At 72.9% G+C, this 12,825-nt stretch carries 7 protein-coding genes and 2 tRNA genes; 2 read left to right on the top strand and 7 right to left on the bottom strand.

Features of this window, described 5'->3' with window-relative positions; translation table 11 throughout:
• Window positions 1-269: 269 nt before the first annotated feature.
• Both ACIHCL_RS18520 and ACIHCL_RS18515 read right to left on the bottom strand, forming a co-directional pair.
• Window positions 270-342, bottom strand: a tRNA-Arg gene (locus ACIHCL_RS18520).
• Window positions 343-809: 467 nt separating this feature from the next.
• A tRNA-Ser gene (locus ACIHCL_RS18515) sits at window positions 810-900 on the bottom strand.
• Between the two features lie 263 nt (window positions 901-1,163).
• Here ACIHCL_RS18515 and ACIHCL_RS18510 point away from each other — a divergent pair.
• Complete coding sequence (locus ACIHCL_RS18510) at window positions 1,164-1,649, top strand: SSI family serine proteinase inhibitor (protein ID WP_399862951.1); 486 nt, start codon at window positions 1,164-1,166, stop codon at window positions 1,647-1,649.
• Between the two features lie 390 nt (window positions 1,650-2,039).
• On the top strand, window positions 2,040-6,539 hold the full coding sequence (locus ACIHCL_RS18505; protein ID WP_399862949.1) for a PAS domain-containing protein: 4,500 nt from the start codon (window positions 2,040-2,042) through the stop codon (window positions 6,537-6,539).
• Window positions 6,540-6,924: 385 nt separating this feature from the next.
• Here ACIHCL_RS18505 and ACIHCL_RS18500 read toward each other — a convergent pair whose 3' ends face one another.
• The 5 genes from ACIHCL_RS18500 to ACIHCL_RS18480 form a co-directional block, all read right to left on the bottom strand.
• Window positions 6,925-8,574 carry a long-chain fatty acid--CoA ligase gene (locus ACIHCL_RS18500; protein ID WP_399862948.1) on the bottom strand — a complete coding sequence of 550 codons (1,650 nt, stop codon included), beginning with the start codon at window positions 8,572-8,574 and terminating at the stop codon, window positions 6,925-6,927.
• Between the two features lie 343 nt (window positions 8,575-8,917).
• Window positions 8,918-9,541 carry a SigE family RNA polymerase sigma factor gene (locus ACIHCL_RS18495; RefSeq protein ID WP_399862946.1) on the bottom strand — a complete coding sequence of 208 codons (624 nt, stop codon included), beginning with the start codon at window positions 9,539-9,541 and terminating at the stop codon, window positions 8,918-8,920.
• Between the two features lie 570 nt (window positions 9,542-10,111).
• Window positions 10,112-11,278, bottom strand: coding sequence for a lipid-transfer protein (locus tag ACIHCL_RS18490; RefSeq protein WP_399862944.1), 1,167 nt, complete (start codon window positions 11,276-11,278; stop codon window positions 10,112-10,114).
• Window positions 11,275-11,715 (bottom strand): MaoC family dehydratase, encoded by a 441-nt coding sequence (locus tag ACIHCL_RS18485; RefSeq protein WP_399862942.1) that lies wholly within the window; start codon window positions 11,713-11,715, stop codon window positions 11,275-11,277. The genes ACIHCL_RS18490 and ACIHCL_RS18485 overlap by 4 nt, the downstream gene beginning before the upstream one ends.
• Complete coding sequence (locus ACIHCL_RS18480; RefSeq protein ID WP_399862940.1) at window positions 11,712-12,824, bottom strand: acyl-CoA dehydrogenase family protein; 1,113 nt, start codon at window positions 12,822-12,824, stop codon at window positions 11,712-11,714. Before ACIHCL_RS18480 ends, ACIHCL_RS18485 begins: the two co-directional genes overlap by 4 nt.
• Between the last annotated feature and the right edge of the window lies 1 nt (window position 12,825).

Below are 12,825 nucleotides of genomic sequence, written 5' to 3'. Positions count from 1 at the left end.
GCGCAACTCACCGGTCATGAGCGGGCCCGTTTCGGAGACGGGCAGGTCCGGCTCGCGGCACCCGTCCCGGTCGGCGCCGGTCGGCGGCTGTCGTCACCGGCGGCCATCGAGGTAGGCAAGGCGATTTCCCCGTCACGGGGTTCCGGTATGTCTCGCACTCGCCCTCGTAGACCTCGCGTCCACCCTCTGAGGCGGTTGCCATCAAACGCTGCCGTCAAGGCATAAGCCAGAGGCCCTGTGGATCACTCCACAGGGCCTCTGGTCTGCTGTGCACTCGGCAGGATTCGAACCTGCAACCTTCTGATCCGTAGTCAGATGCTCTATCCGTTAAGCTACGAGTGCTTGTGCTTTCCGGGTTTTTCTTTCCCGGTCGGCGTTGCGGGAACAACATTACATGACCTGTGCCGTAGCGCGAAATCCATTAGCCAAACCGCACCTGACCTGCGGAAACACCCAGTTCGACGTTCCGCTGGGGGCAGCGTACGGCTCCTGCGCGATCATGGGCCCACCCCCCGTGAACCGCCCGCCGGCCGCTCCGAGTCGTTCGAGACCGTGCGGAACCTTTCCGGAGCCCTCCATCGGAGGAACCGCGGGCATCCGGAGGCGTCCGCGGGCGCTCACAGGCGTGCGGAGAAGCCCGCGGGCGTTCATCGAGGTTTTCATCGAAGGTGTCCATCGGGAGCGCTTGCGCGAGTCACCCGTCGGGCGGGTCTTCGGAGGCGTGCCGGGCCGTCGAAGGGTCGGAGACCGCCGAGGCCCCGGATACGAGCGAAGCCCCGTGCCGATTGGCACGGGGCTTCGCGATGAAGCGGAGGCGGAGGGATTTGAACCCTCGATGGGGTTTAAGCCCCAAACCGCATTAGCAGTGCGGCGCCATAGACCGGACTAGGCGACGCCTCCAGATACACCCCGCGCGATCGCGAGTGGTGTGTGCAGATGATGACACAGCCAAGCGCCCTGTCACCAATCGCCGCCTACGGTACTAGGCAGTGGGCCGCGAGGGCAAAGCACCCGAGGTGCGCAACGTCGCGGCGCGAGGGGCGTTAGGGGGATAGGGAGGCACCGGCCTCCCGTTCCCCGTTCTTCCGTTCGTCAAGCCCTCTTCGAAGATTCGCGAGAAAGTGCGCGTCCGTCTTCGGAGGGTCCGAGCCCAGGAGTCCGCCATGCTGCGCCGCCTCGCCCTCACCGCCGTCGTGTCCCTCGCCGTACTTTCCGCCGCCGCGCCGGGCGCCGCGGCGGCTTCCGGTCCTCTCACACCCCCGACGCCGCTTCCTCTCCCCCTGCCCCTGCTCCTGCCCCTGCCTCAGGGCGACGACGACACACGCACCCGGCTGACGGTGACGGTCTCGGACACGGGAGCCCCCTCGGCCGAGGGAACCTTCACGCTGGAGTGCGACCCCGTGGGCGGCAGCCATCCGGCGGCAGGGCGGGCCTGTGATCGGCTGGCGGAGCTGGCGGATGCGGGCGCGGACCCGTTCGCGCCGGTGCCCCGGGGCACGATGTGCACCCTGCAGTTCGGGGGGCCGGCCACCGCCCGGGTCACCGGGACCTGGCAGGGACGGCACCTCGACGCGGTCTTCAGCCGGGCCGACGGCTGCGAGATCTCGCGCTGGAACAATCTGCGGCCGGTGCTCCCCGGCGTCCGGTGAGCGGACCCGGCCAGGCTCGGCGGCGCCGCCGAGCCTGTGGGGGGAGGGCTCGGCACGGTACGGGGTGGCGGGCCCGGCACGGGTGACGGAGCGGTCCGGCGCGAGGGCGGCTCGTCCCGAAGGGCGACGGGCCCCGCGCGGCATCCTCCGGTGAAGGGGCGGTCCGGGCCCGGTGTGAGCGGTGTCGGCACGTCCCCGCCCGGGGGTTCGTACAACACCGGTGGAGACGCGCGGCACGCCATATCCACCGAACCTTGGTGAGAGCTCCCCCTCATCCGCCGCCCCGCGCCCCTTCCCTGCCCTTAGACTCCTTCCGTGACAGCACGCGGCCCGAGGGGCAAGATGGGGCCCGCTGTCGGCAAGGTGCGGTAACCAGGGAGGAAGCGTCTCGTGAGCAGCAGGCCGTCCCGAGGCACTGCTCGCCTCGCAGCCATACTCGATGCCCTCCCCGACGGGCTGCTGCTCGTCAACTGCAACGGCACGGTCGTCAACGCGAACACGATCGCCCTGGAGATGTTCGAGACGCCGGGCACCGCGCTCGTCGGGCGCGGACTCCTCGATCTGCTGCCGGAGTTCGACTCCCGCCTCATCCCCGGTTCGATGCGTCGGCCCGAGTCCGTCGCCGACAGCCTCGGCCGTACGAAGCCGACGCGGATGACGGCACGCCGCACGGACGGCGCCGAGTACCCGGTCGAGGTCACCAGCGCCGGCCTGGAGAACGGGCACGCCGCGTACAACGACTCCACGAACGGCTACGGCGGCGGCTACACCGGCGACGAACTGCTGATGATCGTCGTACGGGACCTGTCGGGCACCGTCGACACCGAGGCCGAACTGGCCCGTTCTCAGCGACAGACGGAAATGATCCTGCGGGCCGCGGCCGAGGGCGTCGTCGGCACGGACACGGACGGCCGGGTCGTCCTGGTCAACCCCGCCGCCGCGCAGATCCTCGGATTCCGCGCCAGCGACCTGGGTGGCCGGGAACTGCACACGCTGGTCCTGCACTCACGGCCGGACGGGGATCCGTTCCCGTACGCCGAGTCGCCGCTCGCCGACACCCTCCGGTCCGGGCGCAAGCACCGGGTGCGCGGGCAGGTCCTGTGGTCGAAGAGCGGGGCGCCGGTTCCGGTCGACCTGACCACCGCACCGGTCCGGGACGGGGACCAGCTGGTCGGCGCGGTCATGACGTTCACCGACCGCAGGCCCTACGAGGAGCTCACCGAGCAGCACAAGGCCGAGGTCGCGGAACTGACCTCGCGCCACACCACCGAGGTCACCGAACTGACCGCGAGCCACACCGCCGAGGTCACCGAACTGACGGAACGGCACGAGACGGAACTGGCCGACCGGGCCGAGCGGTACACGATCGAACTGGAACAGCAGGCCGAGCGCCTCACGGCGTTGACCGCCCGGCACTCCCAGCTCACCGCGGTGCTGGGCGGGGCGCTGCGCGGTCCGCTGGAGGAGCTGCGCGGCGAACTCTCCACGCTCGCCGCCGACCCGGCCGGACAGCTGTGGCCGGAGGCCAACCAGATCCTGCACCACCTGGCCGCGGGCTACGCACGTATGACCACGCTCATCGACAACGTGCTCGGCTACCAGCGCCTGGACGTCGGCGACGAGGAGCTGTCCAAGGCGAACGTGCTGCTCGACTCGGTCGTGGCGGCCGGCGTCGACGCGGCCGTCGAGCTGATCGGCCCCGGGCGCGCCCAGTTCGCGGTGCACGCGCCGCCGATCGAGGCGGAGGTGGACGCGGCCCGGCTGGTGACCGCGCTCGCCCACCTGGTCGCGGACGTCGCCGGGGTCGACTCGACCGGAAAGGCCCGCGTGGCGGCGGGCGGCGGCTATGTCGACTCGACGGTCGTCGTCGCCGCGGCGCAGCGTGGCGAGGTCGTGCGGGTGGAGGTGCGTGGGCCGTACGCCGGAGGCGACCCGGTGCACGAGCCGATCGTGCGCGGGATCGTGGAGGCGCACGGCGGTGTGCTGCAGACCCACGAGGTGCCCGGGATGAGCGGCAGCGCGTACGTGCTCGAAGTGCCGCTGGGCACGGGCTCGGGAACGGTGACGCAGCAGGCGTCCGAGGCGGAGCCCGCGGCCGGCCCGGCATCCGCGCCCGCGTCCGCTCCCGCGCCGGGTGCCGAGCAGGAGGCGGAGTCCGGCACGCAGCCGGGGCCGAGTGCGGACCCGGGGGTCGAGGCCACTCAGAGCGCGCCGGGCAGCGGGCGGCGCCGGGCCCGCCGGTCGTCCACGGACGCGTTCCTGGAGAGCCCCGTGGCCGGTTCCGGGACGGACGCCGACACGGGCTCCGTTCCCGGTGCCGTGCCCGGTTCCGGTGAGACGTCGGGCAACGTCCCGGTGCCCGAACCGACCGGGCGGCGCCGGGCGCGCCGCGAACCGGTGGCCGAGGGCACACAGGAGACGCTCGGCGGTCAGCTCCCGCAGGACAGGATCCCCGCTCAGCAGGGCGAGGGGTCGGGGCGCAGGCGCGGGCGGCCGAGCCCGGCCGAGTCCGGCCAGTACCCGCTTCCCGCGCACATGCCCCCGCTCCCCCAGCAGTCCCCGGGCGACCGGGAGCCGGGGCAGGGGACCGAGCAGGAGCTTCAGGGGCCCTCCGACGGGCAGCGGGAACCGGGGCAGGCATTGGCCCTGCCCGCGGCGGCATCGGCTCCGGCCGAGGGCTCGCCGACGCGGGCCGTGGGAGCACAGGGCGGCGGTGACCGTCCGCTGGGCCGGACCGTGCCGCCCCAGGGCGTTCCGCCCGAGGTTCCCGTGCCGGTGCCCGCGACGGGTGCACACCGGGAGCCCCAGGTCGACGAGAAGAACCAGCCGGCCCTGGCCCCGTCCCCGTCCGACGCCCCTGCTGCTGCCGCCGCTCATGCCGTCCCCGTGCCCGTCCCTGCCCCTGCCCCCGCCCTCGGTGAGGGCTCGCCCGGCGTCGACGAGGACGCTCCGGCCGTCGGCGAGGACGCTCCGGCCGTCGGCGAGGGTGCGGTGCCGGTCCCCAAGCCGACCGGGCGGCGGGCCCGACGTGCTCTGGCGTCCACGCAGGAGCGCCCCGCCCAGGCCGAGCCGGCCGGTCCCCGTACCGCGTTCGCCCTGCCGCCCGCGGACGCGGACCGGGGCACGCCCCCGGCCGCCGAGGCGGACGCCTCGCTGCCCGGACGCCACGACGCGGCACGCCTCGCGCCGGACGACGGCCACACGCCGCCCCAGGCACACCCCCTGCCGACCGGCCGACGCCGGGCCCGGCACGCCGATCCCCACCAGCTGCCCGGCCAGAGCGTGCCCGGCCAGAGCGTGCCCGGCCAGGGACTCGGCCAGGGTGTGCCTGGCCAGGGCGTCCCGGACATCGGTCACATGCCGGACCGGCAACCGGCACAGCCCGGAAGCCTGCCGGAGATCTCCATCCCGGGGCAAGGCCCGGCCGGGCCGGCGGCCCCCGGCGAGCCGCCTGCCGGTCGGCCCGGCGCCCGTCCCGGCGACGCCCCGGACCTGCCCGCGGACGGTGCCGCCGCTCACGCCACCGGCTCCACGGCCGTGACCGACTCCGCCGACGCCACGGCGGAGGCAGTGGGCCACCCGCACGACCTCGTGCCCGCGGCGGACGCGCGGAGGCAGCCGTTGCCGGCGGAGGCCCCCATGCCCGGCGACTCGTCGGACTCGACGCAGGGACGCGCGTTCAGCGTGCGGACGCTCGGCCAGGGCGTGCCGTTCGCCCAGCACATCGCTCAGCAGCCGCAGCAGACGCCCGCGCCCGGGGCCGCCGGACGGCGCCGCAAGCTGGCCACCCCGCCGGAGGACGAGCGCGCTCCGCAGCTCTCGGCGCCGCTGCCCCCGTCGGCCCGGCCCACGCCCGGAACCACCCCCGTGCCCCCGCTCGCCCCGACCGCTCAGCCCAGCGCGTCCGGACCCGACGCCGCGCAGGCCCCGTTCGCCGCACCGCCGCAGGGCCACGGAGCCCCCGGGGTTCCCGGGGCGCATGGATCTCCCGGGGCTCCCGGAGGGCAAGGGCATGGCCATCTCCTCACGGCCCCGGAGGCCGAGGGGCGCGCGTACGCCATAGGGGCGCCCGACGAGGGCGCCGAGGGCCCGGAGCCACTCGACGGTCCGGGGGGCGCGGTGGAGATCGCCAACCGCCCGTCGCCCCAGCCGGTCGACGACGAACTGCCCCCGGAGCCGCTGGACAACCCGCGTCGGCTGCTCGTCTGGCCGGCGCCCGATGTCGCCACCCAGCAGGCGCTGAGCGACCGCGGTTACCGGCCGGTGATCGTGCACTCGCGCGAGGAGGTCGACGCCCAGATCGCGGCGTTCCCCGCCGCGCTGTTCGTCGACCCGCTCACCGGTCCGATCACCCGCAAGGCGCTCCAGTCGCTGCGCCAGGCGGCGGTGGCGGCCGAGGTCCCGGTACTGGTGACGGCGGGCCTGGGCCAGGCATCGCGGGAGGCGGCGTACGGCGCCGACCCGGCCGTGCTCCTCAAGGCGCTCGCCCCGCGCGACAGCGAGCAGCACCCGCCGCGGGTGCTGCTGATCGAGGAGCACGAGGAGATCGCGCTGGCGTTGACGGAGACACTGGAGCGACGCGGTATGCAGGTGGGGCGGGCAGCCACGGACAACGAGGCGGTGGCGCTCGCCGGCCGGATGCGGCCCAACCTGGTGGTGATGGACCTGATGCAGGTGCGCCGCCGCCGGGCCGGGATCATCGACTGGCTGCGGGCCAACGGCCAGTTGAACCGGACCCCGTTGGTCGTCTACACCTCCGCCGACATGTCGGGGGCGGACCTGCCGAAGCTCAGCACGGGCGAGACCGTCCTCTTCCTGGCGGAGCGCTCCACTAGCGACGAGGTGCAGTCGCGGATCGTCGACCTGCTGGCGAAGATCGGTACCAACTGACAGGTACCAACTGACCGGCACCAACCGACGGGTGCCGACTGACCGGTGCCATCCGAGGGGGTGCCGGCTGGCCGACTTCGACTGCCGCGGCCGGTCGGCCTGCTCCGACCGGCCACTGCCCACGGGAAGGGTCCGACCGATCGGCGTCGGCCGGACGAGACCCGACTGACCGGCGCCCGCTGATCCGCACCGGCTGATCCGCGCCGGTCGACCGGCGCTCGTACCCGAGCGGAAGTGCGGTGAGGGCGGTACGGGGTTCTCCCGTACCGCCCTCACCGCGGTTGCCTTGGGGATCGGGGCCGGAGACGGTCACCTCGAAAGCCGGGCCTCAGAGGCCGTGCCTCGAAAGGCGGGGTTCGGAGGCGGTCGCCTCAAGGAGCGATCCTCAGAGGTGGGTGACGTCCAGCTCGCCCTCCGCGTACTGCTTGCGGATGACCTTCTTGTCGAACTTCCCGACACTCGTCTTCGGCACCGCCGGGATGACCGTCCAGCGCTCCGGCAGCTGCCACTTGGCGATCCCGGACTCGATGAGGAAGGCCCGCAGGGCCTCGTAGTCGGCGTCCGCACCGTCCTTGAGCACGACCGTCGCGAGCGGGCGCTCACCCCACCTGTCGTCCGGGACGGCGACGACCGCCGCCTCGGCCACGTCCGGGTGCGCCATGAGGACGTTCTCCAGCGAAACGCTCGAAATCCATTCGCCCCCGGACTTGATGACATCCTTGGCCCGGTCGGTGAGGGTGAGGAAGCCGTCCGGACTGATCACGCCGACGTCCCCGGTCTTCAGCCAGCCGTCCGCGCTGAACTTGTCCTCGGGGCGCAGGTCCTCGCCGTCCGCGCCCCCGTAGTACGCCCCTGCGATCCAGGGGCCGCGCACCTCCAGCTCACCGGCCGACGCGTTGTCCCACGGCAGGTGTTCGCCGTTCGGTCCGACCAGGCGTGCCTCGACACCGGCCGGGAAACGCCCCTGGGTGATGCGGTAGGCCCACTCCTCGTCCTCGCTCACGCCGGCCGGCGGGATGGCTATGGTGCCGAGCGGCGAGGTCTCCGTCATGCCCCAGGCGTGGCAGACGCGGACGCCGAGCTTGTCGTACGCCCCCATGAGCGAGGGCGGACAGGCGGCGCCACCGATGGTGACCCTGGCCAGCGAGGTGAGATCGCGGGGCTTGGCGGTGACCTCGGCGAGCAGACCCTGCCAGATGGTGGGCACGGCGGCGGCGTGCGTCGGCCGCTCACGCTCGATCATGTCGGCGAGCGGCGCGGGCTGCAGGAACCGGTCCGGCATCAGCATGTTGACGCCGGACATGAACGCCGCGTGCGGCAGCCCCCAGGCCAGTACGTGGAACTGCGGAACGACCACCAGTGTGGTGTCCCGGTCCGTCAGGCCCATCGACTCGGCCATGTTGACCTGCATGGAGTGCAGGTAGACGGAGCGGTGGGAGTAGACGACGCCCTTGGGGTCGCCGGTGGTGCCGGAGGTGTAGCACATGGCGGCGGCCTGGCGTTCGTCGATCTCGGGCCAGTCGTAGGTGGTCGGGCGGCCGGCGATCAGCTCCTCGTACTCGTGCACTCGGGGCCGCGCACCGTCGAGGAGGGAACGGTCGCCCGGCCCGGTGACGACCACGTGCTCGACCGACGTCAGGCGCGGAAGCACCGGCGCGAGCAGCGGCAGCAGCGAACCGTTGACGATGACGACCTTGTCGTCGGCGTGCTCGGCGATCCAGATCAGCTGCTCGGCGGGGAGGCGCAGGTTGAGCGTGTGGAGGACCGCGCCCATCGACGGGACTGCGAGATACGCCTCCACGTGTTCGGCGCAGTTCCACATGAGGCTCGCCACACGCTGGTCACCGTCGACGCCGAGTTCGTCGCGCAGGGCGTGTGCGAGCTGCGCCGCCCGCCGGCCGATCTCCGCGAAGCTGCGCCGCTGCGGCTCGGGCTCGCCGGTCCAGGTGGTGACCTGGGACTTCCCGTGAATGGTCATCCCGTGTTCGAGGATGCGGGTGACGGTCAGCGGTACGTCCTGCATGGTGCTCAGCACGGCGTCCTCCCGGTGGGCGCTACGCGGCAGTAGGGTTCCGCTGATTCTGCTCACATACCACGCGGTATGTCACTAGTTCCGAGGTCACGAGTTTGCGTGGCCGCGTGGTTTCGTGCGCGTGGCGTTCGGGAGCGCATGTTCCGTCCCGTGTTTAGCGCCGTGTGTTTCGTGCCCGACGTGTGCTGCGTTCGGGACGTGACCCGGGACCGGGCGTTGCTGTGCGTCACGGCGGTGGGCGTGGCGAAGGGTTCGCGCCGCGCGACCGCCGACCCCCGGCTTCGCCGAAGCCTTGCCAAACCCGCTCCATGGGCCGGGGCACCGAACCCTGGTCGGCGGACCGGCGTCAGCGGACCAGGGTCAGCTCCGGGTCCTCCCTGAGCTTGCCGAGCGCCCGCGAGACCGCGCTCTTCACCGTGCCGATGGACACCCCGAGCACCTCGGCCGTCTGGGCCTCGCTCAGGTCCTCGTAGTAGCGCAGGACGACCATGGCCCGCTGACGGTCCGGGAGCTTCAGCACGGCACGCCACATCGCGTCGTGCAGCGACTGGTACTCAGCCGGATCGAGGGTGCCCGGGGCCTCCTGCTCGGGCAGCTCGTCGCAGGTGAACTCCTCGACCTTGCGCTTGCGCCACTGCGACGTACGGGTGTTGAGAAGGGCCCGGCGGACGTAGCCGTCGAGCGCCCGGTGGTCCTCTATCCGCTCCCACGCGACGTAGGTCTTGGTGAGCGCGGTCTGCAACAGGTCCTCGGCGTCGCTCGGGTTGGCGGTGAGCGAACGGGCGGCGCGCAGCAGTACGGGCCCGCGTGCCCGCACGAACGAGGAGAACGACGGATACGGCGCGTACTGGGCCCGCGAGGCGTGTGGTGCGTGCGCGGTGCGCGACGTGTGCGCGGCGCATGAGCCGTGCGGGACGTGTCCCGTACCGGCGGTTCCCCCGGAGGTGCCCGTGCGGACTGACGTGGTCATGGCTCCACGCTAGAAGCGGGCGCCGTCGCGGGGATCGGCCCCAGGTCCCGAAAGGGCGTCCCTCTCAGGGTGTAGGGGTGGGGTCTGCTCCACCTCCTGTAGGTGGAGCCGTCGCCACGCGGGCTCAGGGTCACCTGTGATGGGGATCGACCGCGCTTACGGACGGACCACGGTGACGACCGGGCGAGGCACCTCGGCCACGACCAGCCGACGAACCACGACCACAGCCACAAGCACGACCACGACCAGGGAACGAGCCACGACGACCGATCGCAAGGCCACCGCGACAACGCCCGGCCGGAACGGCCCGGGACCGACCAGGCCCGATCGGCCCGGTCCGCGGCTGTCCGCACGGCTACGGGCCCATCCGAGCTCGTCCGCGCGGTGTTGGCCCCACCCCGGCTGGTCCGGACGACTCTGATCTCCTCCCGGCTCGTCCGCACGTCCCCCGTCTCTCCCCGGCTCGCCCGCACCCCTCTGGCCTCCTCCCCGCTCGCCCGCACGCCCCCGTCCCCTCCCGGCTCGTCGCCTCCTTCGCGGCTCGTCAGGGCTCTACGATCGGCTCCGGGATCACGCGTCGGCGCTCAGGATCAGTCCCGAGGTGGGCACGCCGGTGCCCGCCGTGACCAGAGCGGTGGCCGCGCCGGGGACCTGGTTCACAGACGAGCCGCGGATCTGCCGGACCGCCTCGGCGATCCCGTTCATCCCGTGCAGGTACGCCTCCCCGAGCTGGCCGCCGTGTGTGTTCAGGGGCAGCGCGTCGGCGGCGACGAAGTCGGCGGCCTCACCCGGTCCGCAGAACCCGAACTCCTCCAGTTGCATCAGCACGAACGGCGTGAAGTGGTCGTAGAGGATGCCCACGTCCATGTCGGCCGGGGAGAGCCCGGAGTTCCGCCAGAGCTGCCGGGCGACCACCGCCGTCTCCGGCAGACCGGTCAGGTCGTCGCGGTAGAAACTGGTCATCTGCTCCTGTGCCCGGCCCGCCCCCTGCGCGGCGGCGGCGATCAGGGCGGGGGGCCGGGGCAGATCCCGGGCACGCTCCGCGCTGGTGACCACGACCGCCTGACCGCCGTCGGTCTCCTGGCAGCAGTCGAGCAGCCGCAGGGGTTCGACGATCCACCGCGACGCGGCGTGGTCGGCCAGGGTGATCGGTTTCCCGTAGAAGTACGCGGCCGGGTTGCGGGCGGCGTGGCGGCGGTCAGTGACGGCGACATGGCCGAAGACGTCGGGCGTCAGCCCGTAGACGTGCAGGTAGCGCTGGGCGGCCATGGCGACCCAGGAGGCAGGGGTGAGCAGCCCGAAGGGCAGGTTCCAGCCGAGCGCGGCGCCCTCGGCGGTGGGCTCGCGGTGCTGCACCCCGGAGCCGAACCTGCGCCCGGAGCGCTCGTTGAACGCCCGGTAGCAGACCACGACCTCGGCCACCCCGCTCGCCACGGCCATCGCCGCCTGCTGGACGGTGGCGCAGGCGGCCCCGCCCCCGTAGTGCACGCGCGAGAAGAAGGACAGCTCGCCGATCCCGGCCGCCTGGGCGACGGTGATCTCCGGGCTGGTGTCCATGGTGAACGTGACCAGACCGTCCACGTCGGCCGGGGTCAGCCCGGCGTCGTCGAGCGCGGCCCGCACCGCCTCGACGGCCAGTTTGAGTTCGCTGCGCCCGGAGTCCTTGGAGAACTCGGTCGCTCCGATGCCCGCGATCGCCGCCCTGCCGCCGAGCGAGTCGGACCTCCGCAGACTCATGCCACCCCCTCCGGTGCCGGGGGCGGGCCGCTCCCTGCGACCGTGGCGCCCGTGTGGCCGTCGGTCACGGTCACGGTTCCGGTGACATGCCTGCCGAGGCCGTTGAGCCCGACGACCGCCACTTCGGCCGTCCCGTCGTCACCGAGCGCGGTGACGGTGCCGCTGAGCACCATGGTGTCCCCGGGGTGGTTGGGCGCGCCCAACCTGATGGCGACCCTGCGGAGCACGGTGGACGGGCCGAGGCGGTCCGTGACGTACCTGCCGACCAGGCCGTTGGTCGTCAGGATGTTCATGAAGATGTCCGGCGACCCCTTTTCCCGGGCGGCTTCCGCGTCGTGGTGCACGTCCTGGTAGTCCCGGGAGGCGATGGCGCCCGCCACGATCAGAGTGCGGGTCACCTCGATCCTCAGTGGCTCCAGCTCTTCGCCGACCTTCACTCCGGCTCCCTCGTCCGTTCCTCGGCTCCTGGTTCGCGAACCGGCTCCTCCGCCGACGCCAGCAGCGCGCCGAGTTCCTGGAGCACCTCGCTGCCGCAGCCCAGATGGGCGTCGAGCTGCCGCCCCCAGAGGAAGTGCCGGTGCACGGGATGTTCGACATCGGCACCCGCCCCGCCGTGCAGGTGCTGCCCCGCGTGCACCACCCGCTTCCCCGCCTCCGACGCCCACCACGCGGCGGTGAGCGCCTGGGCCGCGTACGGCAGGCCCGAATCACGGCGCCACGCGGCCTCGTACGCGGTGACCCGTATCGCCTCGGTGTCCATATGGGCGTCGGCGGCACGCATCAGCACCGCCTGGTTGGTGGAGAGCGGGCGCCCGAACTGTTCACGGGAGTTCGTGTGGGCCACGGCCAGCGCCAGCGAACCGGCGCACACTCCGGCCTGTAACCCGGCGAACGCGATCCGGCTCGCGGCCAGGACCTTTTCGTACGCCCGCGCATCGTCGTACGGACGTACCTGCTCACGCGCTCCCGCGCCGCCCAGCCGCTCCCCGGGCGCCCCGTCCAGGACGAGCCGCGCGGCCGACCACGGCGCCGTGGTCTCCACCGGCTCCATCACCACGCCCGGCCCGTCGGTCCGTACGATCCACAGCCGCCGGTCCGCGTCCGCGACCAGGACCATGGACGCATCCCGCAGCCACGGCACACAGGCCGTGCCGCCGCTCAACCGCCCCTCGCCGTCCGCCCGGATCCCGCCCCGCGACGGGAACGCCCCGGCGGCGGCCTCCATACCGTCCCGCAACGGCGGAAGCAACCGCTCCCGCTGCTCGTCCGTGCCGTGCTCGGCGATGGCGAGGAGCCCGTACACACTGCTCGCCGCGAACGGCACCTGAGCCGTCACCCGGCCCTGCTCCTCCAGTAGGAGCACGAGGCCGAGCAGCCCGATCTCCTCCACCGCCGCGGTCAGGCCGGCCGCGCAGAGTTCCTTCCACAGTCCGGTGTCGGTGCCCGTGCCGGCCGCGGCCAGACGTTCGTGCGTGGACAGGTCCCGGAAGATCCGCGCGGCCAGCCCCTGCGCCGCCGCCTGCTCCTCGGTGGGGGTGAAGTCCATC

Source organism: Streptomyces sp. NPDC052042 (genome assembly GCF_044548345.1).
In the GTDB taxonomy this organism is placed as follows: Bacteria; Actinomycetota; Actinomycetes; order Streptomycetales; family Streptomycetaceae; genus Streptomyces.
Note: the sequence above shows the minus strand (reverse complement) of the source record. Positions and strands in the feature narration are given on the sequence as shown.

What these genes read in the sequence shown, in the direction of transcription:
- ACIHCL_RS18480 (WP_399862940.1), bottom strand. Translation starts at nt 12,824, where the DNA reads ATGGACTTCACCCCCACCGAGGAGCAGGCGGCGGCGCAGGGGCTGGCC.
- ACIHCL_RS18510 (WP_399862951.1), top strand. Translation starts at nt 1,164, where the DNA reads ATGCTGCGCCGCCTCGCCCTCACCGCCGTCGTGTCCCTCGCCGTACTT.
- ACIHCL_RS18490 (WP_399862944.1), bottom strand. Translation starts at nt 11,278, where the DNA reads ATGAGTCTGCGGAGGTCCGACTCGCTCGGCGGCAGGGCGGCGATCGCG.
- ACIHCL_RS18495 (WP_399862946.1), bottom strand. Translation starts at nt 9,541, where the DNA reads ATGACCACGTCAGTCCGCACGGGCACCTCCGGGGGAACCGCCGGTACG.